Here is a 26,622-nt window from a genome sequence, read left to right as displayed (position 1 = left end):
TCACGAAATAACCGCTATTGACAGGTTAATAGTGCATTTTTATTCAATTTTCCTTCGATTTGTTTTAGTTCCCTCTCGACTCTGCTGAAACCTACTTGTATACTACCGCGTCTTTTTTTAACCAATGTGTTTAAACAACGGTTTAGCACTGTTGAATAATCACCTCTAACCCGGGCGTAAATCGCCTAGATTTGGCAAGGACGGGAAAGGGGATACAAACAAAGCGTCATTTTAAGACGCACAGTTGAGGTAACATAATGCAAGTTTCAGTCGAGACGACCCAGGGTTTAGAACGCCGTCTTACTATTACCGTACCTGCAGATTCTGTAGATTCAGCGGTTAAATCGCGTCTTCAACAATTAGCAAAAACGCAGCGTATCAACGGTTTTCGTCCGGGTAAAGTACCTGTAAGCGTTATTAAAAAGCGTTTTGGCGCGGCAGTTCGCCAAGAAGTTGCTGGTGACGTAATGCAACAGAACTTCTATCAAGCAATCGTACAGGAAAAAATCAATCCTGCCGGTATGCCCAAATTTGAACTGGTTAAAGATGAAGATGGCCAGGATTTAGAATTTGTTGCAGCCTTTGAAGTTTATCCAGAAGTGGAAGTAAAAGGTGTTGAAGAAATAGAAATTGAGAAGCCGGTGGTTGAAATTGCCGATGCTGACCTCGATAACATGATGGAAACGTTGCAAAAGCAACACGCAACGTGGAAAGAAGTCCGTCGCAAAGCGAAAAAAGATGATCGCGTTGTTATCGACTTTACCGGTACCGTAGATGGTGAAGAGTTCGAAGGCGGCAAAGCGGAAGACTTTAGCCTTGAATTAGGTAAAGACCGTATGATCCCAGGGTTCGAAGAACCTTTGGTTGGCGCTAAGAAGGGTGATGATGTTACAGTTGAAGTGACCTTCCCTGAAGACTATCATGCAGAAGCGCTAAAAGGTAAAGATGCTGTATTTAGTGTGACAGTGAAGAAAGTTGAAGGTCAACAATTACCAGACGTTGACGAAGAATTTGCGAAATTGTTCGGTGTGGAAGACGGCGGCGTTGATGCGCTTAAAGCTGAAGTACGCAAAAACATGGAACGTGAATTGAGCCAAACACTGAAAACAACGTTAAAAGAAGACGTTATCAGTAAGCTCATCGAGAAAAACGAATTTGACGTTCCAGAAGCGCTTATCGAGCAAGAAGTAAATGCTTTGCGTGAACAGGCTAAGCAACGTTTCAGCCAACAGGCTGGTGGCGCGCAAAATATGCCTGAATTACCGGCGGAACTTTTTAAAGACAATGCATTGCGTCGTGTACGCATTGGCTTGTTACTGGGTGAAATCATCAAGCAAAATGAACTCAAAGCCGATGACGATAAAGTTATGGCATTAATTGAGACTTCTGCCTCTGCTTATGAAGATCCTCAGGAAGTTATCGACTATTATAAAGGTAACGAAGAACTGATGAACCAAATGCGCAATGTCGCATTGGAAGAGCAGGCGATTGAATGGGTATTGGAAAACGCCAAAACTCAGGATGTCACCAAAGCTTTTGACGAGGTTATGAACAAACAGGCGTAATTTTTACCCCCCTGATTGACTTACCCTGTCAGCAACTGCTTAAATGCTCGGAACCTTCCGAGCATTGTTGTTTTTAACGCTAAGAAATCAAGGTAGATATGATAAACCCATTTGAACCGCAAGATGCATTAGTCCCCATGGTCGTCGAGCAGACGTCTAAAGGTGAACGTTCCTACGATATTTATTCCCGTCTACTGAAAGAAAACGTTATTTTCTTGGTGGGTCAGGTAGAAGATCATATGGCGAACTTGATCGTCGCACAGATGCTCTTCCTGGAAGCTGAAAATCCAGAGAAAGATATTTATTTGTATATCAACTCTCCGGGTGGTTCTGTTACGGCAGGCATGGCAATTTATGATACGATGAACTTCATCAAACCTGACATCAGTACAGTATGTATTGGTCAGGCTGCTAGTATGGGCGCTTTTTTGTTGTCCGGTGGCACGAAGGGCAAGCGTTATTGTTTACCCAATTCAAGAGTGATGATACATCAACCTTTAGGTGGATTTCAGGGCCAGGCTTCGGATTTTGAAATTCATGCGAAAGAAATTCTGAGTATCAAAGAGAAGTTAAATCGTTTGATGGCACAGCACACAGGGCAAGATTACGATACTGTCGCGAAGGACACTGACAGAGATAACTTCCTGAGTGCCTCAGAAGCCAAGGAGTATGGCCTGATTGATCAGATTTTAACAAATCGATCTGACGCAGCCGCCACTAAATAGTATAGTTAAAGTAATCCTGAATATGCGTCGTAACGCGTTTTTTTGTTTATTCAGGAAAGGCAGAGGCAAAAAGTAATGAGTGACAAACAGAACGGTGACGGAGACAACAAGCTTTTATACTGTTCCTTTTGTGGCAAAAGCCAACATGAAGTCAGAAAGCTTATAGCGGGTCCGTCCGTTTTCATTTGCGATGAGTGTGTCGAGTTATGTAATGACATTATTCGCGAAGAAATTAAAGAGATCGCACCAAAGCAAAAACAGGATGCGCTACCTAAACCCCAGGAAATCCATGGGCATTTGGATGATTATGTTATCGGGCAGGAACACGCTAAGAAAGTGTTATCCGTTGCTGTATATAATCATTACAAGCGTTTACGCAATGGCGATGTTCACGAAGGTGTGGAGCTTGGTAAGAGTAATATCTTGCTTATCGGTCCTACCGGTAGTGGTAAAACGTTGCTAGCTGAAACATTAGCCCGATTGCTGGATGTACCCTTTACAATGGCGGATGCGACTACCCTTACAGAAGCCGGGTATGTGGGCGAAGACGTTGAAAATATTATTCAGAAATTATTGCAAAAATGTGACTACGACGTAGAAAAAGCACAACGGGGTATTGTGTATATCGACGAGATAGACAAAATCTCACGTAAGTCCGATAACCCGTCTATTACCCGTGATGTGTCCGGTGAAGGGGTGCAGCAAGCACTGCTTAAACTGATCGAAGGTACGGTGGCATCGGTGCCTCCTCAGGGAGGAAGAAAACATCCTCAGCAAGAATTTTTACAGGTTGATACCTCAAAAATTCTGTTTATCTGTGGTGGTGCGTTTGCAGGGTTGGACAAAGTCATTGAACAACGTGCAAATAAAGACACCGGTATTGGATTTGGCGCATCTGTGAAGTCAAAAGAGAATGAACAGAAAGTTAGCGACTTATTCAAGAAGGTTGAGCCGGAAGATTTGGTAAAATACGGGTTAATTCCTGAATTTATCGGTCGTTTACCGGTGGTCACTAGCTTAGAAGAGCTTAGCGAAGATGCGTTAATTCAGATTTTGCGTGAACCTAAAAATGCCATTACTAAGCAATATGGTGCCTTGTTCGCCATGGAAGATGCTGAATTGGAATTTAGAGATGACGCATTACAAGCCATCGCTCGCAAGGCCATGCAGCGTAAAACCGGTGCTCGGGGTTTGCGTTCTATCGTAGAAGCGGTACTGCTTGATACCATGTATGATCTTCCATCCATGGAAAATGTCAGCAAAATTGTGATTGACGAATCGGTAATAAAAGGTGAGTCGAAACCTATTTTGATGTACAAAAATGAAGAGAAAAAAGCAGCGTCAGAATAGACATTGCTAATCAAATTCAAGAAGGCCCGTGAGGGCCTTTTTTTTATTTTTGATTTTTCTTAGTCGATTTGAATAAAAAGGTTGCACCCTATTTAGAAATCGATAATGGTAAACAAACAGGGACGAGAGCGGTTTTTTGTTTGAACTTTGCCGTAACATCCCCATATAAAAAATACTTTTGAATTAAACAGAGAACACGTATGACAGTAGAGCGTGACGATCGCATAGAGATCCCCGTACTTGCCTTGCGGGACGTAGTTGTATATCCCCATATGGTCATACCGCTATTTGTCGGCAGAGAAAAATCCATTCGCTGTTTAGAAGCGGCGATGGAAAATGACAAGCAAATTTTTCTCGTTGCTCAAAAAGACGCCAGTGTGGATGAGCCCGAAGCGGATGATATTTTCGAAATTGGTACCCTTGCCACTATCCTGCAGTTATTAAAACTGCCTGACGGCACGGTGAAAGTGTTGGTAGAGGGAAATGTTCGTGGAGAAATCCATGCCTACCAGCAGGCAGAGCCGTATTTTACTGCCGAGGTATCAAGAGTTAACGATGAGTCTGTTGCTGAGAACGAACAAGAAGTCTTGATTCGATCTGCCGTTTCTCAGTTTGAAGGCTATGTAAAACTGAATAAAAAGATCCCGCCGGAAGTGCTGACCTCGCTTAATGGCATTGACGACGCTGCCCGCTTAGCCGACACCATGGCGGCTCACATGCCATTAAAATTGGCAGAAAAGCAAAAAGTGCTAGAGATGAAAGGCATCAATGATCGCCTTGAATACTTAATGGCACTGATGGAAGGCGAAATTGATTTACTTCAGGTTGAGAAGAAAATTCGTACCCGCGTGAAAAAACAGATGGAAAAAAGCCAGCGGGAGTATTATCTCAACGAACAAATGAAGGCGATTCAAAAAGAATTAGGTGAACTTGATGATGCGCCTGATGAATTTGAAGCGCTGAACAAGAAAATCGAAACAGCAAAAATGCCTAAAGAGGCCGAAGAAAAGGCCAGAGCTGAGCTGCAAAAATTGAAAATGATGTCACCCATGTCGGCAGAAGCCACAGTGGTGAGAAGCTACATTGAGTGGCTAACCAATGTGCCATGGCAAAAACGTAGTGCCGTGAAAAAAGATTTGTCTTTAGCTGAGAAGGTCCTCGATGAAGACCACTATGGGCTCGAGAAAGTCAAAGAGCGAATAGTGGAATACCTGGCAGTACAAAAGCGGGTGAAAAAGCTTAAAGGGCCAATTTTGTGTCTTGTGGGTCCTCCTGGTGTAGGGAAGACGTCGTTGGGGCAGTCCATCGCCAAAGCAACGGGTAGAAAGTACGTACGTATGGCCTTAGGCGGCGTCCGTGATGAAGCGGAAATCCGTGGTCATCGCCGCACTTATATTGGCTCCTTACCCGGTAAACTGATTCAGAAAATGGCAAAAGTTGGGGTTAAAAACCCGCTGTTCTTACTCGATGAAATCGACAAGATGTCGTCAGATATGCGTGGCGATCCTTCATCAGCCTTGCTTGAAGTACTCGACCCAGAACAAAACAGCAGTTTCAGTGATCACTACCTTGAAGTGGACTATGACTTATCTGATGTGATGTTCGTTGCCACGTCTAACAGTATGAATATACCTGGTCCGTTATTAGATCGAATGGAAGTGATTCGCTTATCTGGGTATACCGAAGATGAAAAGCTTAACATTGCTATAAACCATTTGATTGCCAAACAGATGGAACGCAATGGCTTAAAAGCAAAAGAACTCGATATCACTGACTCTGCCATTATTGGTATTATTCGTTACTACACTCGGGAAGCGGGCGTACGTAACTTAGAGCGAGAAATTTCCAAAATCTGTCGTAAGGCTGTGAAAGATATTCTGCTAAGTAAGAGTAACGAACAGGTGGTGGTAACCCAGGAAAACCTAAAAGATTATTTAGGTGTTCAGCGTTTCGATTACGGTAAGGCAGATAAAGATAATCAGATTGGTCAGGTCACGGGCTTAGCATGGACACAAGTGGGCGGTGACCTACTAACCATTGAAACCACCGCAGTCCCCGGTAAAGGTAAAATGACCTCCACCGGCTCTCTTGGCGATGTCATGCAAGAGTCTATTCAAGCGGCCATGACCGTGGTACGAAGCCGAGCAGAGAAGTTACGTATTAACGAAAACTTTTATGAGAAGCGGGACATTCACGTTCACGTGCCTGAAGGCGCAACGCCCAAAGATGGGCCTAGTGCAGGTATAGCCATGTGCACAGCCTTGGTTTCCACCTTAACGGGTAACCCGGTGAAGTGTGATGTGGCCATGACCGGTGAAATTACGCTTCGTGGTGAAGTGTTGGCTATCGGTGGATTGAAAGAAAAGCTGTTGGCAGCACACCGAGGTGGTATTAAAACCGTGGTGATTCCAAAAGAGAACGAACGTGATCTAGAGGAAATTCCGGACAATGTAAAAGCTGATTTAGCCATTCATCCAGTAAAATGGATCGATGATGTGTTAGATATTGCGCTCCAAGAGCCGGTAGAATCATTTCAGGTTGTCGCTAATAAGTGACGGGTAAACTAGGCTGAATCGCACTAAACTCGCGGGTTTCAGCCTTTTTTCTTGGTAACCGCTCAAAAAGTAGACGTTGAATGCTAATTTTCACTATTTTTTTTGAATTTAGGGCTTTCAAGTCTCAGAAGTTGTGTTACCTTTACAACGTACTCGCTTGAAGCCTTGTCTATAAAGGGATTGCAGCGATTCATTAAACGTTAATTAATTGTAACAGATAGCTTGCGTGTCATATTCAAGCTTGTTATAACGTTCTGAAGACAATCACTGTTTTCGGACAAGAGTATAATAACAATCGAAGGGGATTATAATTGTGAACAAGTCTCAACTCATCGACCAAATCGCTGCTGGTGCGGACATTTCTAAAGCAGCTGCAGGCCGTGCATTAGATGCATTTACTGACGCGGTAACTGAAGCGCTTAAAGAAGGTGATCAAGTTGCACTAGTAGGTTTCGGTACTTTTGCGGTTCGTGAACGCTCTGCGCGTAGTGGCCGTAATCCTCAAACTGGTGAGACTATTCAAATCGCAGCAGCAAAAGTTCCTTCTTTCAAAGCTGGTAAAGCATTGAAAGACGCTTGTAACTAAGCAGCACAAGATTCGACAAAAGGCGATGGTTTTGACCATCGCCTTTTTTATTTTACCCTCCATAAATACGATAGGTACAAGGTCAGGTACCGGCGTCGCCACTAAATTCTGCTAATTAACGAAAAAGGCGGTCGAAAAGTCGCGTTTAAGGAACGGAGTCGATATAATCTTGCCTTATTTTTCCCTGCCCCCAGATAAAACCGAGCGGGAAGAGCAGTTAGCAACGGAGTTGAAATTAAGTCATGTTAGAAAGAATTAGAGAAGGTTCTCAAGGCCCATGGGCAATGCTTATCATTGGTCTGGTGGTACTGAGCTTTGTCTTCGCCGGTGTCGGGAGTTATCTGAATAGTTCTGGCGAGACAGTGGCGGCCAGTGTCAATGGCGAAGAAATCAGTTTAAGTGAGTTAGAGCGAGCTTATCAAGCCCAGCGTAGTCGAATGGAATCTCAATACGGTGAAAGCATTACTGCGTTGTTTGCCGATGAAGGGTATTTAAAGCAATTTCGCCAAAGTGTACTTGATGATCTGATCAACGAAAAATTGGTACAGCAAAAAGCAGAAGAAATCGGCTTGCGTATTAGTGATGAACAAATACGTAATACCATTGTGAATATGCCTGAATTTCAATTAAGCGGCAAATTCAACAACGATCGCTACCTTGCTTTGTTGCGCCAAAATGGTTTCCAACCAAGTGATTTTCGTGATTACTTGCGCACCCAGTTAACGCGGGAACAACTTACCCGTGCACTAGGGGTCTCTGATTTTGCATTGCCTGGCGAGGCCAAGCAATTGTATGCGCTGCAAGCACAAACCCGTAATGCTCGATTCTTTACAGTGAGTGCAGATTCATTCGCCCAAAGCGCGAGCGTTTCAGACGAAGAAATCGAAAGTTACTACCAATCTCATATCACCGCCTTTGATACCGAAGAGAAAGTGAATGTTGCTTATGTGTCGTTGTCAGTAGACGACCTCAAGGGTGACGTGGACGTGACCGACGAAGACATTGCCCAGTACTACGAAGAAAATCTGGATCTATATCGTGAAGAGGAACAGCGTCGTGTTTCTCATATATTGATTGATCGTGGCGACGATGAGACAGCAGCAAAAGCGAAAGCCGAATCGTTACTGAAATCTATCCGCGATGGTGCTGATTTTGCCGAGCTGGCGAAAGAGAATTCCGACGATACTTTTTCTGCAGAAAATGGTGGTGACCTGGACTTTCTTACACTCGGCTCAATGGATGACGAGTTCGATAATGCCGTCTTTGCATTGGAAAATGTTGGCGATGTATCGGATGTTGTGGAAACCGAATATGGTTATCACATTATCACACTGACAGATATTAAACCGGAGCAGGTAAAATCCTTAGCCGAGGTATCTGATGAAATTCGAGACAATTTATTAAACGAAAAAGCGGCCGAGCTTTTCTATGATATTCACTCTCGTATGGCTGAAGTGGCATTTGAAGTTCCAGACTCTTTAGAAGAAGTGGCGGCGATTGCCAACCAGCCTATTCAAGAAACTGGTTTATTTGCTCGTAGTCAGGTTCCTGAAGAAATTAACTTTCCGCAAGTGGTTAATGATGTGTTTTCTCCTGAACTTATCGAAGACGGTGTTAACAGTGATTTGATTGAACTTGACGATAACAACGTGATGGTGGTTCGTGTTAACGATCACGAGCCACAACGTACGCAGTCACTCGACGAAGTAAAAGATAGCATTGTTGCGTCGTTGCGCGAGGAAAAAGCACAACAAGGGGCTCAGGCATGGGCAGAAGAGCAAATGACAGCCTTAAACGAGGGCAAGGCCATTGCGGATGCATTGGCAGCAAAAGGGATCAGCTGGCAAACTGCGGAAAATGTGAATCGTGCCAATACTGAGCTACCCCATAATGTTGTGGAAACGTTATTTACCTTGGCTTCTTCTGAAGAAAACACCCGTGAAGTTACGTTGTTGGGCTCAGGTGATGTGGCGCTGGTGGAATTAACCGCTGTTAATCCCGCGCCAGCCGCAGATGACGTTACCTTAGCTGATATACAACAACGTCTCGGAGCTGCATACAGTCAGTCTCTTTATGACGCTTATGTAAGTGCATTGCGTAGTCAAGCGGATGTGGAAATCAACGCCAACCGCTAACACGAAGAAGTAATAAAAAAGTGCGCTTATTGCGCACTTTTTTTTGCGCTTTTTTTTGCCTTAACTACATGTGTGTTAGTAGCATCATTAGCGAGTAAAAAAGCGCTATGGCGGTGGATATTACAAGTATATAGATAAAGCCTTGTTTACCTTCAGCCACAGTCCAATTATTGAATTTTAGATAAGCAAACCAAATTAGGCTAAGCACCAATGGTATAAGAACAATAAATTTAATCACGGGTCATCTTTTCCTTAAGTGTTGCAAATATGATGCGGAAAAAATGTTCCATCGTCCAGTGGATCTAAATTAAAATATTAACTACTTGTTATTAAAGGTAAATTTGTTTTGGTGTGTTAATTGCTTGTACTCCGGTCACGATGATTTTTAGACCTTAGGGAGAACAGGTATGAAGCAATGGATAGGGGCGCTATGTTTGATGATTATGGCAACCCAGAGCCTGAGTGTGGCTAATGCCGCAGATAGAGGGCGTAATATGGATGTATTAAGCATCAACCCCACTCGATTAGAACCGGCTTATGTGCGTTTTTTACAAGATAATATCTTCACCCAACCACTTCATCTTTTTATTGATAGTCGATTGATAGCCTATGATGATATAAGACCGTTGGTGAAACCGTCGCCCAAAACGCCTTTTACCGGACCGTATAGGTCACAGGAGCCTAAATCATCTCAGGCAAATCGCCGCTAAACCTTCCGCTTTGTGTGGAAGCCACAAGGCAAAATTAAAAAGAAACAAAGCCAGCCCTCGGTTAGGCTGTGTTGGCCATGGGACTATGGGATAGGTAACGTTTACGCTTCTTGTCTGTCAGCTTTTCCATATCAACCACCACGAGCCCGTCTATACAATCATTGAAGTCCGGATCCACATTAAAGTCTAGAAATGCCACGCCATCTCGTTTAGCCACTTCGGTATATTGCTTATAAAGGGTAGGGACGTTTACGCCCATGTTCGCTAAAAGATGCTTAAGCTCAGAGAATTCTTTTTTATAATCCGTGCCAGCAAACGTGGCTGTCATATCAGACGATACCAGATAGGGTGTACGTGAAGTGGCGGCACCGAACTGAGGCGGAAAATGGGTGCGATAAAACTCCACTAGCAAGTCTTTAGCCGGTTGGGGATAGGCATTACTGATGGATACTGCGCCAAATAAATAGCGATATTTAGGGTAGCGGGCTAAAAACGCACCAATGCCGAACCAGAGATAATCCAGACTGCGCTTTCCCCAATAGCGAGGCTGTACAAAGCTTCGGCCTAATTCAAGTCCTTGAGCAAATAATGCTTGGTTGTCACTTTGGTAATCAAATAGTGTTGCAGAGTATAACCCCGTAGGGTGGGTTGCATGAGAGAGTCTTTGTGCATCGCCAAACCGGTAAGCTCCCGCGATCTCCAAATCATTTTCATCCCATAGCACAAGATGATAGTAATGAGGGTCGTATGGGTCGATATCACGACGGCGGTTGGTGCCTTCTCCTACTGCACGAAAAGCGATTTCTCGCAGGCGGCCGATTTCTCGCATAATGGGGGAGCAACCGGTGTGCTGATACAAAAAAATGTGCTTACCGTCGGCGGTCTGTCCTAATAATTCGCATTGTTTAATGGCCCGAGTTAATTCTTGTCTGTCTTCAGGCATGGCAATGGGGGCTTGTGTTGCCAATACCCCTTTACGATTATTGCCAACTCGGTATAGATGACGCTTAAACAGTTTAACTTGCTCTTTTAACGGCAAGGTAAGCTGGGCATAGGATTCATAAGGGATCACTTCGCCTATGCGCATGGGCAAGTGCTTTTTGCGTTGCTTAAACATCTCTTTGACCAGCAATACGGTGGCTAACGGTTTGTATATCATCGACACGCCGTAGAATAACGGTGAGTTTTTACCATCGATGTACACCGGTAGCACGGGGGCTGAGGTTTGTTTGGCAATACGAAGAAAGCCGGTCTGCCAGCGCGTATCTCTTACGCCTTGTGGGCGCAAGCGAGAGACTTCTCCTGCCGGAAAAATAAGGATAACCCCTTCGTTATTAAGATGATCATGGATAGCATGAAGGTGTTGCTTTGGTGTCCCGCCGTGCATGTTGTTCACAGGAAGCAGCATATTATGAAGAGGCTTAATGGTCATCAGCATTTCATTAGCCACCACTTTTAAATCATGGCGTACTTCACTGACGAGCTTTATCAATGCTAATCCATCTAGTGTGCCGATGGGGTGATTGGCAATGATCACCAACCGACCGGTAGAGGGGATACGTTCTTTTTCTACATCACGGGTAGAATAGCTGATGTTGAAATATTCCAGTACCTGCTCGACAAAATCGATATCTTCATAATGGGGGTAGGCGGCGCTAAATTCTGACATTTCCCGCTCATGCAGGAGGTGGCGCAGCACAAAGGAAAGGGATTTAAATAACCAGGGTTTATCTACAACCTGGGGATAGTGCCGTGTTAATACATCATCAACGGTAAACATAATCAATCTCGATGTTTTGGACGAACGATAACAATCTACTATGACGCTTTTTGTGCACTTTTTTGTCAGTTAGGTGACAATTATGCCGCTTTGGACGGGCTGGCATTTGGCTTAAGAGGGGTAACCAATGCGGGTGGTTGCATCAACGTTGTCCATCGAATTAACGATAAGTTTCCTTGCTCATCTTCCCCCAATGCGGAACAGTTTTCGATCCAGTCACCATCATTTATGTAGTGGATACCATTCTCCATGGTTTCTTCTGGATGATGAATGTGTCCACATATCACGCCATCTAGATTCATTTTTGCCGCTCGCTGGCAACAAGCGACACGATACCGAGCGATGGCGGTGTTGGCCCCTTTAATGTGCTGCTTAATATAGCCAGCCAATGACCAGTAATGGTTGTTTTGCCACTGCCTAAACCGGTTAAACCAACGATTTAGAAATAACAGTAGGTCATAACCTTTATCACCAATCCAGCCGTGAAATTTACCCAAGGTGACATCGCCGTCAAATTGGTCACCATGTAAAACTAAATAGGTTTTTCCGGTAGCGGTGGTGTGTATGTATTCTCGGCAAATATCGATATTACCAAACTGCATGCCGCTATAAGACTGGAGAGGCTCATCATGATTGCCAGGCAAGTAGATCACCTTGGTTCCTTCTCGGCTCATGCGCATAAACGTTTGTAACACTTGGTTATGGGTGTCGGGCCAACGAAATTGCCGGGTCATTTCCCACATATCTACAATATCACCCACCAAATAGAGGGTATCAACGGTGACCTGATTAAGAAATGCGAGCAGATACTCGGCTTTACAGTCTTTGTTGCCTAAATGAATATCGGATAACCAAAGTGCACGGTAATGAGTGGGTTGCATGTGTTTTCCAAAGTAGCGACTTTGAAATGCAATGTTAGGGGCAGTACTTGACAGCTTTGTGTCTGTTCATTGACATCAGGGTGACGATTGGATGACGAACCCATGACAAAAACGGAGAATAGAGAATAAAAAAAAGCGCCAAAAGGCGCTTTTTTAACAAAAAACAGTATTACAACGCTTTAATTTGCGCTGATAAACGGCTCTTATGACGAGCAGCTTTGTTCTTGTGAATCAAACCCTTGGTAGCCATTCTGTCAAGGATCGGTGTAGCAGTAGCCAGTGCAGCTTGTGCACCTTCTTTATCACCTGCAGCGATTGCAGCTACGACTTTTTTGATGCTTGTACGAGTCATGGAGCGACGGCTGGCATTATGCTGACGACGCTTTTCGGCCTGAATTGCACGTTTCTTAGCAGACTTAATGTTAGCCAAGGTGTAACTCCCAAAATAAATTCATGTCTAAAAAATAGGGTGCGGATTATGCTTATCTATTGAGTAAATGTCAAACTATTTTCCCTTAAAAAGTGAGAATATAGTGTGGCAAAGGCATAAACGCACGTCCTGCGTGAGATGGGCGCAAGTATAGCAAGGCGTTAACCGGAATTCACCCTACTAAAGATAAATTTTTAAGAGTGTTTCCCCCTATCTTCACCATCCGCTATAGTGTGCGTCCAATTATTAGTTGTGCAGTGAAAGAGTTGTGTCAGGGAAATTGTTAAAATCCGGCTTAATTGTCAGTGTAATGACATTAATATCGCGGGTATTAGGGTTAGTGCGTGATGTCGTGGTGGCGCGCTTGATGGGTGACGGTGCTGCCGCCGATGTTTTTTTCTTCGCCAATAAAATTCCTAATTTTTTACGTCGACTTTTTGCCGAAGGGGCATTTGCTCAGGCATTTATTCCGGTGTTAACCGAAGTTAACCAGGAAAAAGATAATGCCGAACTTAAAGCCTTTATTGCCAAGGTGTCGGGCACGCTGGGGGCCATCGTCTTTGTGGTCGCCATTGTTGGTGTTATCGGCTCGCCAGTGGTCACCGCGCTGTTCGGTACAGGTTGGTTCATTGCCTGGCTGGAAGGCGATGAAGCGGGGGCTAAATTTGAACTCGCTAGCAGCATGCTTAAAATTACCTTTCCCTATATTGCGTTTATTTCTCTTACCGGCTTAGCGGGAGCCATCCTCAATACGCTAAACAAATTCGCAGTGGCCGCATTTACTCCGGTTTTGCTGAACTTGTGTATTATTGGTTGTGCGTATTGGTTAACGCCGTATCTCGCGCAACCGGCTTTTGCGTTGGCGTGGGGCGTGTTTATTGGTGGCATCGTACAGTTAGCATTTCAGTTACCTTTTTTATATCGAGCAGGGGTTTTAGTGAAACCTAAATGGGGTTGGCGAGACCCTGGGGTGGTAAAAGTACGAACCCTGATGATCCCCGCACTTTTTGGCGTTTCTGTTGGGCAAATCAACTTATTGTTCGACACCTTGATCGCCAGCTTCCTTGCCACCGGTTCTATTAGTTGGCTGTATTATTCTGACCGATTGCTAGAGTTCCCCCTTGGTTTGTTTGGCATTGCCATTGCCACCGTAATATTGCCTACCTTGTCACGAAATCATGTGGCGAAAAACCCCGAAGCTTTTAGCGGAAATATGGATTGGGCCATACGGATGGTGTGCGTGTTGGGTATTCCCGCCGCTGTGGGGCTCGCTTTTATGGCGGAACCAATTTTAACGGTAATTTTTCAGCGCGGGGCCTTTTCACCCCAAACCGCTAAGATGGCGTCCTATTCACTTATTGCCTATTCCTTTGGATTGATCAGTTTTATGTTGGTGAAAGTGCTGGCGCCAGGGTTTTACTCCCGCCAAGATACCAAAACGCCGGTAAAATTCGGTATTTGGTGTATGGCAGCGAACATGGTGTTTAATCTTATTTTCGCTATTCCCTACGGCTATATTGGCTTAGCCATCGCCACATCCTTGTCTGCCACGTTAAATGCCGGCTTGCTGTATTTTAAATTGCATCGCATGGGGGTGTATCGGGCAAAGCCTGAAACTATCGCATTTGTACTGAAGATTATTCTGGCCAGTGCGGCCATGGCGGGGGTGATACAGTATTTTGACAAAGGCGATGGATTTTTTAACCTATCGCTCATTGCGCAAATTGAGCATGTCTCTTTGACCATTGGTGCGGCAGTGTGTGTGTTTATGTTTCTTTTGCTTGCGTTCGGCGTAAGGCTTCGACACTTTAAAGCAATTGGCGGATAAACTATGCGCAACGATTGGTATTACGGTTCGGGTCGTTTATAATCGCGGGCTTTACCAATGAAGCGTCAGTTATTAGGGATTTAACAGCAAGTGGAATTAATTCGCGGTCTACACAATTTACGCCCTACTCACAGTGGGTGTGTACTGACCATTGGAAAATTTGACGGCGTTCATTGTGGGCACAAAGCGGTATTGGCTAACGTGCATGAAAAAACGCGGGAATTGGGATTGCCCTCAACGGTGATGGTTTTTGAACCTCAGCCAGAAGAAGTGTTCAGCCCAGATACCGCGCCTGCTCGACTTAGTACATTGCGAGAAAAGTACACGCTGCTAAAAGAACAGAATGTCGATCGATTGTTGTGTGTGCGGTTTGATAAGCACTTTGCCATGCAATCGGCTGAGGCCTTTATTGAAGAGCTGTTGGTCGCCCGCTTAGGTGTGAAATTTTTGGTGGTAGGCGATGATTTTCGCTTTGGGCGAGAGCGCCGTGGTGACTTTGCCATGCTACAACAAGCAGGCAAAGCCTTGGGCTTCGATGTCGCTAGCACCCAAAGTTTTATGGTAGACCAATGCAGAATCAGTTCTACTGCGGTACGGCAAGCCCTTGCTGAGGGCGATTTTAGTCGCGCCAGTTATATGTTAGGTCGACCTTTTGTTATTGAAGGCCGAGTTGTACACGGTGAAAAAAAGGGAAGAACTATTGGTTTTCCCACTGCTAACGTTCTTCTGAAACGTTCTCGGGCACCCATTAATGGTGTGTTTGCGGTTTATGTGGAGGTTGACGGTACACGCTACACGGGCGTCGCTAATGTAGGGTCGCGACCAACAGTGGCAGGAAAGCGTACTCAGCTTGAGGTGCATATTTTCGGATTTAGTGGCTTGTTATATTCAAAACAAATTCACGTTTATCCGGTGAAAAAACTGAGAGATGAGAAAAAATTTGCCTCGTTTGAGGTGTTAAAACAGCAAATTCAACGAGATGCAGAGACCGCCAAGGCGCTTTTTGCCAATTCTCAGACACAAATTTAATCAAATTGTTGCGTCATTTCGCAACGGCAGGTGGACGGAAATAACGAGTTTATGAGTGATTACAAACCCACATTGAATTTACCGGAAACGCCATTCCCTATGCGAGGTAACCTCGCAAAAAGAGAACCGGCGATGCTTAAAAGCTGGCAAGAAAAGAATTTGTACACGCAAATTCGTGAAGCAAAAGCTGGCAAAAAACCTTTTATATTGCATGACGGCCCTCCTTATGCAAATGGTGATATTCATATTGGTCACGCAGTAAATAAAATCCTCAAAGACATTATTGTCAAAAGCAAAACACTGTCTGATTTTGATGCACCCTACGTGCCTGGATGGGACTGTCACGGTTTGCCCATTGAGTTGATGGTTGAAAAGAAAGTGGGCAAACCTGGCGTTAAGGTGTCGGCGGCGGAGTTTCGTCAAAAATGTCGAGAATATGCGCAAAAGCAAATTGATGGACAAATGGCTGATTTCAAACGCTTAGGTGTATTTGGTGCGTGGGATAAGCCCTATAAAACCATGGAATTTAGTTCTGAAGCTGACATCATTCGTGCTCTTGGGCAAATTGTTGAGTCTGGCCATCTAGAGAAAGGTTTCAAACCGGTACACTGGTGCACAGACTGTGGCTCGGCCCTCGCCGAAGCCGAAGTTGAATATAAAGACAAAGTATCGCCGGCCATAGACGTCAAATTTCCTTTGGCTGATACGGCTGAAATTGCTCAGGCTTTTGGTGTAGAAACCAGCGATCTATCGGACCATCATACCAGTGCCGTAATTTGGACAACCACGCCTTGGACACTTCCAGCAAACCGAGCGATCAGTTTACATCCCGAGTTAACCTATAGCCTGATTGAAATCACGGGTGGCAATTGGATCATTTTAGCTGAAGAGCTGGTAGAAAGCTGTATGTCTCGGTACGGTATTGATAGTTTCCGTACTGTGGCCACCTGTTTAGGTCAGGCACTGGAAAATCTGACAGTTCAGCATCCCTTTTTGGATATCACCGTGCCCTTTATCTTAGGCGACCATGTGACCACCGACTCGGGTACGGGCTTAGTGCATACTGCGCCTGCCCATGGTGTTGACGATTTTAACGTCGGTAAAAAATACGGTATTGAAGTGTATAACCCGGTGGGAAATAACGGTGTATATAAAGAAGATACGCCAATTTTTGCCGGTCAATTTGTGTTTAAAGCCAACAAATCCATTGTCGATAAGTTGGAAGAAAACGGCAACCTGCTGTTAAATATTAACTATGAACACAGTTATCCTCATTGCTGGCGTCACAAAACCCCGATTATTTTCCGAGCCACGCCTCAGTGGTTTATCAGTATGGATAAAAAAGGGTTACGCCAAGCCTCTTTAGCGCAAATCGAAAAAACCAAGTGGATCCCTGAATGGGGTCAAAACCGTATTGAAAAAATGGTTGAGGGGCGTCCGGACTGGTGTATTTCCCGTCAGCGTACCTGGGGTGTGCCCATTCCGCTTTTCGTGCACAGTATCAGCGGTGCACTTCATCCTAATACTTCTCAGATCATTGAAACCGTGGCGAAAGCGGTGGAAGAAAAAGGCATTCAAGCCTGGTGGGATTTTGATGACGCCGAGTTATTAGGTGATGACGCCGGGCAGTACGACAAGGTATTAGATACCCTTGACGTCTGGTTCGATTCTGGGGTTACCCATTATTTTGTGGTTGATCGTCGGGATGATATTCCTGCCAGTGCTGATTTATACCTTGAAGGGTCGGATCAACACCGTGGCTGGTTTATGTCTTCGTTGATGACGTCCACGGCCATGCATGGCCATGCTCCTTATAAAGAAGTACTTACCCATGGTTTTACCGTAGATGCCAAAGGCAGAAAAATGTCTAAATCGGTGGGTAATGTGGTAGCACCGCAACAGGTTACCAATAAATTAGGTGCTGACATTCTGCGCTTATGGGTGGCGTCTACCGACTATCGCGGCGAAATCGCCGTGAGTGACGAGATCTTAAAACGCGCCGCCGATGCGTACCGTCGTATACGTAACACCGCACGTTTCTTATTGGCTAACCTCAACGGGTTTGATCCAAAGGTTGATGCGGTAGAACCTGAAAACATGGTTGCCTTAGACCGTTGGATGGTGGCCCGAACCGAACAGCTACAACAAGAGATTACAGAGGCTTACAGCCAGTATGACATGTTGGTTGTTTCACAAAAATTGACCCATTTTTGTTCCATAGAACTGGGTAGCTTCTATCTGGATATTATCAAAGACAGACAGTATACGGCGAAGGGCGACAGCAATGCCCGTCGTTCTTGTCAGACCGCGCTTTATCATATTATTGAAGCCTTGGTGCGCTGGATGGCCCCCATTACCAGTTTTACCGCGCAGGAAATCTGGGAAGCGCTGCCGGGTGAACGCAGTGAATTTGTGTTTACCGAGTCTTGGTATGAAGGGCTCGCAGGATTCGCCAATACCGGTGATTTTGACGATGAGTTCTGGCACCAGGTGATGGCAGTAAAAGATGCCGCCAACCAGGCAATGGAACAGGCGCGTAAAGACGGTTTATTGGGCGGTTCCTTAGAAGCCAATATTACCCTGTACGCTGATCAGAAGTTGTCCGCAGTGTTGGCAAAATTGGAAGATGAATTACGCTTTGTATTAATTACTTCTTCTGTGGTGCTTGCCCCCCTTGAGGACAAGCCTGACAGTGCTAGCGCCACTGCCGTAAATGGCTTGTTCATCGATGTGGTGAAAAGCACGGCAAGTAAATGTGTTCGCTGCTGGCACCATCGCGATGATGTAGGCACGCACGAGGCGCATCCAGAGTTATGTGGACGCTGTGTTACTAACGTAGATGGTGAAGGGGAAACCCGTCAGTATGCCTAAATTATTGACAGATACCGGCTTAAGGTTTCTCTGGATAAGTATGGTTGTCATTGTTGTCGATCTTTGGACCAAATACGAAGTGATCGGCAACATGACTTTGTCCGAATCAATAGAAGTGCTGCCGTTTTTTAATCTTACATACGTACGCAATTATGGCGCCGCATTTAGCTTTTTGCATGATGCTTCTGGCTGGCAACGATGGTTCTTTACTGCCATTGCGGTGAGTATAAGCGCAGTGATTTTATGGTGGCTGAAGCAAGCTGGAAAGCAACAACGCCTATTACCCGTAGCGTTTTGCTTTATTCTTGGCGGTGCCATCGGTAATGTTTACGATCGCTTAGTACACGGTTATGTAATCGATTTTCTTGATTTTTACGTGGGGCAGTGGCATTGGCCAGCGTTTAATATCGCCGACAGTGCTATCTTTATCGGTGCAGCTTTATTGATTATCGATATGCTAACGTCGAAAAATGGAAAAAAATCGTCACTGGACGATAACAGCGGCGTGAAGTAGGAGCAGGTACATGAGCGAAAATATAATTGATGCGCAATCTGAAGTGATTATGCATTTTGACCTCAAACTGGAAGATGGCTCGGCCGCTGACAGTACGCGAATTAATAACAAACCCGCAAAGTTGGTCATGGGTGATGGTAGCTTAACGCCTAATTTTGAAGCCTGTTTGCTAGGGTTAAAAAAAGGTGAGAAAAAAGCCTTTACCCTTTGTGCTGACGATGCGTTTGGTCAGCCCAATCCTGATAATGTTCATCACATGGAACGCAGTCGATTTAGTCATGACTTAGAATTGGTTGAGGGCACTATTGTGGCATTTTCTCAACCCGATGGCAGTGAAGTGCCAGGCATTGTTAGAAGTGTGGCGGGGGATTCGGTCACCGTGGACTTTAACCATCCATTGGCAGGTCAAACGGTCATTTTTGATGTGGAAATCATTGATGTATTATCCACTGAAGCGAAAGACTAACAGGATCATTAATCATGCAAATACATCTTGCTAATCCTCGGGGTTTTTGTGCCGGTGTAGACCGCGCCATTACGATAGTCGAGCGCGCATTAGAAATGTTTAATCCACCTATTTATGTTCGCCATGAAGTGGTGCATAACAAATTTGTGGTAGATGGCTTAAAAGAGCGCGGTGCGAAATTCGTTGATGAACTCGACGAGGTGCCGGATGACAGTATCGTGATTTTTTCTGCCCACGGCGTGTCTCAAACTGTTCGTAAAGAAGCCACAGCCCGCGGTCTTAAAGTGTTTGATGCCACTTGCCCTTTGGTCACCAAAGTACATATGGAAGTAACGCGAGCCAGTAAAACGGGTACTGAGTGTATTTTGATCGGCCATGCCGGACACCCTGAAGTAGAGGGTACCATGGGACAATATGATAATCCGCAGGGTGGCATTTATCTGGTGGAATCAAGTGCTGATGTCGCATTGCTTGAGGTAAAAGATCCCGACCACTTATACTTTTGCAGCCAAACAACGTTATCGGTGGATGATACCGCTGATGTCATCGATGCTTTGCGAGCAAAATTTCCGGCCATCAATGGGCCAAGAAAAGACGATATTTGCTATGCCACCCAAAACCGGCAGGATGCGGTGCGGGAACTCGCATCAGATTGCGACATCTTGTTTGTTGTAGGGGCACAAAATAGCTCTAACTCTAATCGGTTAAGGGAATTAGCGGAAAAGGTAGGGGCCAAAGCCTTTCTTATTGCAGATGAAAATTGCATCCAAAAAAACTGGTTAGAAGGGGTGGAGCACATTGGTGTCACTGCGGGGGCTTCCGCGCCAGAGGTTCTGGTACAGCGAGTCATTTCGCAGTTAAAGAACTGGGGCGCTGTATCAGCGTCTGAACGGGAAGGCAGAGAAGAAAATGTGGAATTCGCTGTGCCCAAAGAGCTACGTATCAAACAAGTGAGCTAGTCTATCGGCTAGCTCCATTTCCTCGCCTTATCATATTCAATACGCTGCATTAAATCCTAATACTTATTTTTCTTTTCCGATAAACTAACATAATCGCGGGATAAGTTTACATTGAAATAGGTAGTTGGGTTATGCGCCAATATGCGTTGGAACAGCATCAATCCGGTGTCGGCTTTATTGAAGTTTTAATCACTTTGTTTGTCTTGGCAATCGGCTTACTTGGTGTGGCTTCTTTACAGTTTGTCGGTTCTTTTGCGAATCGTGACGCCATTAGTCGTACACAGTCTGAATTAGTGGCAGAGCAAGTTGCTGAGCGACTGCGCACGGCTGCCCGTCCTGCCACGGCCAGCGACAGCATGGTCGTGAATAACGCTTACTTTACCGCCGAAAATTATAATTTCGCAACATTGTCCTGTGCCGACGATGATGTTTATGCATGCCATTGCCTTAGTCGCCCTGCAAGTATTCCTGATTGCGAAGGGGGAAATTGTAGCGAAGCACAAATGGCGCAATACGATAGCTGGGCGTTGTCCTGCGCAGCGGTACAAACGAATCAAGCCGTGACTTTACAGGTAACCTGTACAGACAGTATCGCCAGCGATACTGATACCTGTTCCAGTGGCTCTCGGATCCACATCATTCTCAGTTGGCCTGTTTCTAATTCCACCAAACAAAAATACACATTAAATGCCCGCTGTAATGCAGATGCCAAAGATAGCAATGCGTGTGTGGTTAAGGACATCACACTATGAACCAGCGTGGATTTTCTCTTGTTGAACTGATGATTGCGCTGGTGTTGGGGCTAGTGATTAGCGGTGCGATTATCCAAACCATGGTCAGCTCCAGGGTAACTAACTCTTTAAATCAGGTAGTGGCCCAGGTACAAGAATCCGGACGTTTCGTGATGAGACGGCTTAATCGGGACTTGGTGGAGGCGGGCCGATATGACGAAATTATTGCCCACGTAGATAGTACTTATGATAGCTCGGTGGAATCGGCTTTTATTCAAAATAAACCTGTAGGCTTAGCAGGTGATTATATCGGCAATACCACATTAGGGGCGTCACAGGCGGGAAGCGGCGGAAACGATGAACTGGTGATTAATTTTCTTGGTAGCGAAGATTGTACAGGTAACCGTTTTGGCTATGCCGCTGACACTGAGTTTCATGTGGTTAATAAATACTATGTGTCTGATGGACAGCTCTACTGCACGGGGTTTGATGGCCGTGTGCTGCGTGGTTTGCGTTCCCCGGTGGGGAGTTCAAAGTCAGTTGTCATCATGGATAACGTGGAAAGCTTCCAGGTGCAATATGGCATTACCGATGATGTCGCCAGTTCAGAGGGGCAGGCAGTGCGTTATGTCACCGCATCAGATCTGCCGGCACTGCGTAGTAGTGATCATCAAGTTGTGGCCATACGCATCGGCGTTCTAATCAAAAGTGATGATGCGCTAGTGAGTAATATGGAAGTGCGAAGCATCGCGGTGCTTAATGAATCCAAGGTGACCACGGATAGTAGCCATTATTTTCAAGTCTTTACCCAAACATTGGCACTGAGAAATATGAAGAATTTTGTAAGGAGCTTGGAATGAAATCCATGGTACGCCAGGATGGCGTGGTGCTAATCTTGGCCTTATTAGTCTTGCTGTCATTAACCATACTCGGGGTGAGTGCGGTGTCTTCTAGCCTAAGTCAAAATAAAATGGCTGTATCTATGCAGCGATCAGGGCAAGCGTTTGATGCGGCGGAAGCTGCGCTGGCTGGAGTTTTCTTTGAAGCAGAAGATGAAGTGTTACTCACCGATGACACAAAGACCGATCCCTTAACGGAAGCTCGCCAAGGGGTTCAGTTTGATCCAGATACCGATACGTTAAGTTGCTTCGATGACGGTTGGACCGAACGACAGGTGACATCGGCCGGTTTATCGGTGGGTATAGAGCACACCAGCACGGGCGAATACCAAACAGATATGAAAACCACAAGTTGGTCGCGGACGGCTTTTATTCGTGAACAGGCGTGTAACGGGTCAAGCAATGTTATTGGTGGCAGTAATATAAACTGTCACGTATTTGTGGTTAAAGGATGTGGAAAAGTCGATGAACGTTCGACTGTTGTAGCAAATACGGTAACCGCAGCGGTGCTCGCACCAGCATCGCAGTAGGAGAGAAAAAAAATGAAAAAAATATACCGCTATCTAATTTCGATTGTGATGTGGAGTTGTATTGGGTTTGCCGCATGGGGCGATGATTTGGATATCTACCTAGGCACGGCGGATTCTTCTGTCACCTACAACCCCAATGTGCTATTTATTATGGATACTTCCGGTAGTATGACATCCAAAGATGGCACGGGTGAGAGCCGTATGCTGCGGGTACAAGATGCGTTGAAAGATGCCCTGCAATCGGCCACCAATATTAATGCCGGTTTGATGCGATTTTCCGATTACGGTGGGCCAATTTTGTATCCGGTGCGGGCTATTGATGACTCTGTGGATCCTGAGTTGATCACCTCTACCGCGGATAGCGGGGATGATGCCTACGAAGTGGCCGGTTCAGTTAATGTTACTTCTAACTCGTTAACCCTTACTTATGGGATCACTACCGTAACATCGGGCTTGCGTTTCACTGAAATGAATATTCCGCAAGGTGCGACTATTACCGGCGCTATCTTACGACTGACCTCTGCACAGCTAAACTCTTCTGCATCGACATTAAAGATTGCCGGTGAGCTATCCGAAAATAGTGAAGCCTTTGAAAGTACAACGGCGAATATCTCTTTACGTACTAAAACATCCAGCGAAGTACTCTGGGATACAGATAATGATTTTCCCGTTTCTGATGAGATAGTGACGACACCTGATTTCTCTGAAGTTATTCAAGAAATTGTAGACCAGCCGGGTTGGTGTGGAGGCCAGGCTTTGTCGCTTATTATCGAAGGAAGCAGTTTGGACCCGGCTAGCTCTCGAAAGGTAAGGGCGGCTGATTATGGCTCTACGGGCTCGCCACAATTGGTGGTAACCTATGATGAGTCCAGCGCTACTGGTTGCATCAGCGGAGAAGGGAATTATCAAATTTCCTCTACGTCGAATAATGCTGAAGAAAAGACCAACGGTAAGCAGTCCACGGGGACTGAATTAACCATGAATGCCAGCAGTAATTCTTATATTGGTTTGCGTTTCACCGACGTAAATATACCTCAAGATGCGGTTATAGCCGAAGCTTACATGGTGCTTACCCCTTACGGAACAAACAGTGGTAGTGCCTCTTTAAATATTCAGGCGGCGGCCACCGACGATGCCGATAGCTTTTCTTCCTACCCCCGATATTTACTCAAAAATATGCCTAAAACTTCCAGTATCAACTGGTCTATGCCTAATTTTAGTCACAAAGTTGAACAGAAAACCCCAGATTTAAGCGGCGTGCTTCAAGAGGTTTTCAGCCGAAGCGGATGGTCTGCTGGAAACGACATTATGTTGATTTTAAGTGATTTTAGTGGCGATAGAGGGGCGTATTCCTATAGTGGTAGTCAGTCTTTAGCTCCTCAGTTGTATATTCGTTTTAGTGGGTCTGCCACGCCGGGGGTCACCGCCACTGTGCGTGAGCATTTAATTAGCAAAGTGGATGAACTCTCAGCAAGTGGTTTTACCCCTATCGTGGACACCTTGTATGAAGCGACACAATACTACGGTGGTTTGGCGGTTGACTATGGTTTGGCGCGGGGGATCACCAGTACCTCAAGTACGGTGCGTAAAAATACCCGAGTTAGCCATCGCAGTTCATATTTGGGGGACGATCCCGTACGCCCTTACGGTTGTGACGAGGATAACCTCAGTGACAGCGATTGTATCAATGAATACATTCCCAGCGGTGCCACCTATATTTCGCCGGTGGTAGATCTGCAATGCCAAACCAATAACCATATTGTCTTGTTGTCGGATGGTGAGGCCAATTACAACCACAGTGTGACAAAAATTCAGTCTCTGTTGGGCGAAAGCTGCTCTGGCAGCGGTGGTGAAAAATGTGGTTTAGATTTGGTTGCCAATATCAGTGACAGTGATACATCGGTGATAGATAGACGGGTGATCACTCATACCATTGGCTTTGCCGCGAATGCCTCGGCTAACAACTTCTTGAATCAGATTGCGTTAAATAGTGGTGGTGGTTTCTACGAAGCCGACGACAGCGAAGAACTATTGACGGCATTTCAGACAATACTTCGCTCGGTTAAAGACGTGAATGCGACCTTTGTTTCTCCAGGTGTTGCAGTCAATCAGTTAAACCGACTGACCCATAACGATGAACTGTACTTCGCCCTGTTTAAGCCGTCAGAAAGTACTATTTGGCCCGGCAACTTGAAAAAATACAGATTAAGTGGCGACACCATTGTGGATCAGAAAGGGGCGAACGCAGTAGATTCTTCTACCGGCTATTTCAGTGATACTGCTCATAGTTACTGGTCTGCCAGCGTAGATGGAAATGATGTGCCCACCGGTGGGGCTGCCAGTGAGTTAACCACATCACGAAATATTTATTTCTTTGAAGATGACGGTGCAATTATTAATAGCGCGAATGAGGTGAATGAAAGCAACTCAAACATTTCCTACACGGATTTAGCCATTAGCAGTTCGGCATCGTTACGTACTGAATTATTAAAGTGGGCCAGAGGCATAGACGTTAAAGATTCAGATGGTGATGGTAGCTCAACAGATGCGCGCCAACAAATCGGGGATCCCATACATTCTCAGCCGGTGATCGTGAACTACAGTGACACGGATTCCGCTATATTTGTGGCGACTAATCAGGGCTTTTTACATTCCATTGATCCTGACACGGGCAGTGAAAACTTCGCTATTATTCCCAAAGAGTTATTAGCAAACCTATATGATTTTTATTTAGACACATCCTCATACGCCCATGTATACGGGTTAGATGGGGATATGGTATTGCGCAACGATGGCGACGACATGTATTTGTACGTGGGAATGCGTAGAGGTGGCCGTAATTATTATGTATTCGATGTGACGAATAAAACAGCGCCCAAATTGAAATTTGCTATTCGTGGCGGTGAGTCAGGTTTAGAGAAACTAGGTCAGACATGGTCTAGGCCTACCATCACCAAAGTGAAAATGGGCTCAACGGTAAAAAATGTGATGATTGTGGGCGGTGGATATGACGATGCCCAAGATACGAAAACAACCCGCGATGCTGATGGTATGGGAAATGCCGTGTATATGTTCGATGCAGATACCGGCGATTTACTGTGGCATGTGAGTAATGAGGATGCAGATCTCAACGTTTCTGAAATGGTATACAGTATTCCTAGCCGCATCTCGGTGATTGATCGGGATAACGATGGCTATGCTGACCATATGTATGTGTCCGATATGGGTGGGCAGTTGTTTAGGTTTGATATTTATAACGGCAATTCCGGTAGCGATTTTATTAAGGGAGCCCGTATTGCTGACTTTGGTGGGTCTACCGAAGCGGATAATCGACGTTTCTTCTATGGCGCTGACGTAACCGAAGTCGCCCTCGGTGATGAATTATATTATGGCGTAGCGATTGGTTCAGGCTGGCGTGCGGCACCCTTAGATGACGTGGTTGAAGATCGGTTCTATTTCTTAAAAGATACGGGGGTTTTCCAGCATGATACCGATGGGAATTATGTGTTGCCCACTGTGGCCACCGAATCCTCATTATACGATGCCACAGAGTCGTTGCTAACCAGCACAGATGCCAGTACCCAAAAGGTGGCTTCGTCCTTATTTGCCGGTAAATCCGGTTGGTATATTAGTTTGGAAGTAGCAGGGGAAAAAGTACTCTCTTCGCCGTTGATTATTGATTACAAAATATTTTTTACTACCTATATACCTTCTTCAAGTTCTGAAAGTGATTGTGCACCGCCTACGGGTAGCAGTCGCGCGTACTTGGTCAGCCTGTATAACGGCAACGCGGTAGATGACTTAAATAACGACGGTGATACAGACAAAACAGATCGCTATGCCGATTTAGAACAAACAGGCATTGCACCGGAAGCTAAGATCCTTATCGAGGAGGTGGTGGAGCCGGTAATCTGCGTGGGTACAGAATGTGCCTCTACGGTGATCACTGTGGATGAAGATGGTAATGAAGAAGCTTGTACATCGATATTTTCCTGTTTAGCACAAAATATATTTGGTAAGTTTGAAAGGGTTAAGCAAAACAGCTGGACCACTGATACTGAAAGGGAATGATTGAGAA

At 45.3% G+C, this 26,622-nt stretch carries 20 protein-coding genes; 17 read left to right on the top strand and 3 right to left on the bottom strand.

Features of this window, described 5'->3' with window-relative positions; genetic code table 11:
* Nucleotides 1-257: 257 nt before the first annotated feature.
* The 7 genes from tig (at nt 258) to KO501_RS12840 (ending at nt 9,626) form a co-directional block, all read left to right on the top strand.
* Nucleotides 258-1,565 (top strand): trigger factor, encoded by a 1,308-nt coding sequence (tig, locus tag KO501_RS12870; RefSeq protein WP_216030084.1) that lies wholly within the window; start codon nt 258-260, stop codon nt 1,563-1,565.
* 98 nt (nt 1,566-1,663) lie between these two features.
* Nucleotides 1,664-2,290: an ATP-dependent Clp endopeptidase proteolytic subunit ClpP gene (gene clpP, locus KO501_RS12865; protein ID WP_216030083.1), complete on the top strand. Its 627-nt coding sequence runs from the start codon at nt 1,664-1,666 to the stop codon at nt 2,288-2,290.
* A gap of 75 nt (nt 2,291-2,365) precedes the next feature.
* Nucleotides 2,366-3,640 carry an ATP-dependent protease ATP-binding subunit ClpX gene (gene clpX, locus KO501_RS12860; RefSeq protein WP_216030082.1) on the top strand — a complete coding sequence of 425 codons (1,275 nt, stop codon included), beginning with the start codon at nt 2,366-2,368 and terminating at the stop codon, nt 3,638-3,640.
* A 200-nt stretch (nt 3,641-3,840) separates the two neighbouring features.
* Nucleotides 3,841-6,195, top strand: coding sequence for an endopeptidase La (gene lon, locus KO501_RS12855; protein WP_216030081.1), 2,355 nt, complete (start codon nt 3,841-3,843; stop codon nt 6,193-6,195).
* A gap of 313 nt (nt 6,196-6,508) precedes the next feature.
* The gene (hupB, locus tag KO501_RS12850) at nt 6,509-6,781 is read left to right on the top strand and encodes a nucleoid-associated protein HU-beta (RefSeq protein ID WP_216030080.1); all 273 of its coding nucleotides are present in this window, start codon (nt 6,509-6,511) and stop codon (nt 6,779-6,781) included.
* 242 nt (nt 6,782-7,023) lie between these two features.
* Nucleotides 7,024-8,916 (top strand): peptidylprolyl isomerase, encoded by a 1,893-nt coding sequence (gene ppiD / locus KO501_RS12845; RefSeq protein WP_216030079.1) that lies wholly within the window; start codon nt 7,024-7,026, stop codon nt 8,914-8,916.
* A 407-nt stretch (nt 8,917-9,323) separates the two neighbouring features.
* Nucleotides 9,324-9,626 (top strand): hypothetical protein, encoded by a 303-nt coding sequence (locus KO501_RS12840; RefSeq protein ID WP_216030078.1) that lies wholly within the window; start codon nt 9,324-9,326, stop codon nt 9,624-9,626.
* 61 nt (nt 9,627-9,687) lie between these two features.
* Here the strand turns inward: KO501_RS12840 and KO501_RS12835 are convergent, their stop codons facing one another.
* The 3 genes from KO501_RS12835 to rpsT all read right to left on the bottom strand — a co-directional run bounded on the left by KO501_RS12835 (nt 9,688) and on the right by rpsT (nt 12,717).
* Nucleotides 9,688-11,406, bottom strand: a complete 1,719-nt coding sequence (locus KO501_RS12835; protein WP_216030077.1) for a lysophospholipid acyltransferase family protein — start codon at nt 11,404-11,406, stop codon at nt 9,688-9,690.
* A gap of 80 nt (nt 11,407-11,486) precedes the next feature.
* Entirely contained in the window at nt 11,487-12,287 is an 801-nt protein-coding gene (locus KO501_RS12830) for a UDP-2,3-diacylglucosamine diphosphatase (RefSeq protein WP_216030076.1), read from the bottom strand.
* A 169-nt stretch (nt 12,288-12,456) separates the two neighbouring features.
* Complete coding sequence (rpsT, locus tag KO501_RS12825) at nt 12,457-12,717, bottom strand: 30S ribosomal protein S20 (protein ID WP_216030075.1); 261 nt, start codon at nt 12,715-12,717, stop codon at nt 12,457-12,459.
* Between the two features lie 268 nt (nt 12,718-12,985).
* Between rpsT and murJ the strand changes: the two genes are divergently transcribed.
* The 10 genes from murJ (at nt 12,986) to KO501_RS12775 (ending at nt 26,615) form a co-directional block, all read left to right on the top strand.
* On the top strand, nt 12,986-14,545 hold the full coding sequence (gene murJ / locus KO501_RS12820; RefSeq protein WP_216030074.1) for a murein biosynthesis integral membrane protein MurJ: 1,560 nt from the start codon (nt 12,986-12,988) through the stop codon (nt 14,543-14,545).
* A 90-nt stretch (nt 14,546-14,635) separates the two neighbouring features.
* A complete protein-coding gene (gene ribF, locus KO501_RS12815) occupies nt 14,636-15,574 on the top strand; it encodes a bifunctional riboflavin kinase/FAD synthetase (RefSeq protein WP_216030073.1) in 939 nt (312 codons plus the stop codon).
* Between the two features lie 51 nt (nt 15,575-15,625).
* Nucleotides 15,626-18,445 (top strand): isoleucine--tRNA ligase, encoded by a 2,820-nt coding sequence (gene ileS, locus KO501_RS12810; RefSeq protein ID WP_216030072.1) that lies wholly within the window; start codon nt 15,626-15,628, stop codon nt 18,443-18,445.
* Entirely contained in the window at nt 18,438-18,959 is a 522-nt protein-coding gene (lspA, locus tag KO501_RS12805) for a signal peptidase II (RefSeq protein WP_216030071.1), read from the top strand. Before ileS ends, lspA begins: the two co-directional genes overlap by 8 nt.
* A gap of 10 nt (nt 18,960-18,969) precedes the next feature.
* On the top strand, nt 18,970-19,425 hold the full coding sequence (gene fkpB / locus KO501_RS12800) for an FKBP-type peptidyl-prolyl cis-trans isomerase (protein WP_216030070.1): 456 nt from the start codon (nt 18,970-18,972) through the stop codon (nt 19,423-19,425).
* A gap of 14 nt (nt 19,426-19,439) precedes the next feature.
* The gene (gene ispH, locus KO501_RS12795; RefSeq protein WP_216030069.1) at nt 19,440-20,384 is read left to right on the top strand and encodes a 4-hydroxy-3-methylbut-2-enyl diphosphate reductase; all 945 of its coding nucleotides are present in this window, start codon (nt 19,440-19,442) and stop codon (nt 20,382-20,384) included.
* Nucleotides 20,385-20,515: 131 nt separating this feature from the next.
* The gene (locus KO501_RS12790; RefSeq protein ID WP_216030068.1) at nt 20,516-21,136 is read left to right on the top strand and encodes a pilus assembly protein PilV; all 621 of its coding nucleotides are present in this window, start codon (nt 20,516-20,518) and stop codon (nt 21,134-21,136) included.
* Complete coding sequence (locus tag KO501_RS12785) at nt 21,133-21,975, top strand: PilW family protein (RefSeq protein ID WP_216030067.1); 843 nt, start codon at nt 21,133-21,135, stop codon at nt 21,973-21,975. The genes KO501_RS12790 and KO501_RS12785 overlap by 4 nt, the downstream gene beginning before the upstream one ends.
* A 5-nt stretch (nt 21,976-21,980) precedes the next feature.
* Nucleotides 21,981-22,544 carry a PilX N-terminal domain-containing pilus assembly protein gene (locus KO501_RS12780; RefSeq protein WP_216030617.1) on the top strand — a complete coding sequence of 188 codons (564 nt, stop codon included), beginning with the start codon at nt 21,981-21,983 and terminating at the stop codon, nt 22,542-22,544.
* A 12-nt stretch (nt 22,545-22,556) separates the two neighbouring features.
* A complete protein-coding gene (locus KO501_RS12775; protein ID WP_216030066.1) occupies nt 22,557-26,615 on the top strand; it encodes a PilC/PilY family type IV pilus protein in 4,059 nt (1,352 codons plus the stop codon).
* Nucleotides 26,616-26,622 lie beyond the last annotated feature (7 nt).

This window comes from Alteromonas sp. C1M14, from assembly GCF_018860965.1.
Taxonomy (GTDB): Bacteria; Pseudomonadota; Gammaproteobacteria; order Enterobacterales; family Alteromonadaceae; genus Alteromonas.
Note: the sequence above shows the minus strand (reverse complement) of the source record. Positions and strands in the feature narration are given on the sequence as shown.

Coding starts and splice junctions, on each gene's coding strand:
- KO501_RS12835 (WP_216030077.1), bottom strand. CDS start 11,406: ATGTTTACCGTTGATGATGTATTAACACGGCACTATCCCCAGGTTGTA.
- clpP (WP_216030083.1), top strand. CDS start 1,664: ATGATAAACCCATTTGAACCGCAAGATGCATTAGTCCCCATGGTCGTC.
- KO501_RS12780 (WP_216030617.1), top strand. CDS start 21,981: ATGGTACGCCAGGATGGCGTGGTGCTAATCTTGGCCTTATTAGTCTTG.
- KO501_RS12775 (WP_216030066.1), top strand. CDS start 22,557: ATGAAAAAAATATACCGCTATCTAATTTCGATTGTGATGTGGAGTTGT.
- tig (WP_216030084.1), top strand. CDS start 258: ATGCAAGTTTCAGTCGAGACGACCCAGGGTTTAGAACGCCGTCTTACT.
- KO501_RS12840 (WP_216030078.1), top strand. CDS start 9,324: ATGAAGCAATGGATAGGGGCGCTATGTTTGATGATTATGGCAACCCAG.
- KO501_RS12785 (WP_216030067.1), top strand. CDS start 21,133: ATGAACCAGCGTGGATTTTCTCTTGTTGAACTGATGATTGCGCTGGTG.
- lspA (WP_216030071.1), top strand. CDS start 18,438: ATGCCTAAATTATTGACAGATACCGGCTTAAGGTTTCTCTGGATAAGT.
- clpX (WP_216030082.1), top strand. CDS start 2,366: ATGAGTGACAAACAGAACGGTGACGGAGACAACAAGCTTTTATACTGT.
- lon (WP_216030081.1), top strand. CDS start 3,841: ATGACAGTAGAGCGTGACGATCGCATAGAGATCCCCGTACTTGCCTTG.
- ileS (WP_216030072.1), top strand. CDS start 15,626: ATGAGTGATTACAAACCCACATTGAATTTACCGGAAACGCCATTCCCT.
- KO501_RS12790 (WP_216030068.1), top strand. CDS start 20,516: ATGCGCCAATATGCGTTGGAACAGCATCAATCCGGTGTCGGCTTTATT.
- KO501_RS12830 (WP_216030076.1), bottom strand. CDS start 12,287: ATGCAACCCACTCATTACCGTGCACTTTGGTTATCCGATATTCATTTA.
- fkpB (WP_216030070.1), top strand. CDS start 18,970: ATGAGCGAAAATATAATTGATGCGCAATCTGAAGTGATTATGCATTTT.
- ppiD (WP_216030079.1), top strand. CDS start 7,024: ATGTTAGAAAGAATTAGAGAAGGTTCTCAAGGCCCATGGGCAATGCTT.
- ispH (WP_216030069.1), top strand. CDS start 19,440: ATGCAAATACATCTTGCTAATCCTCGGGGTTTTTGTGCCGGTGTAGAC.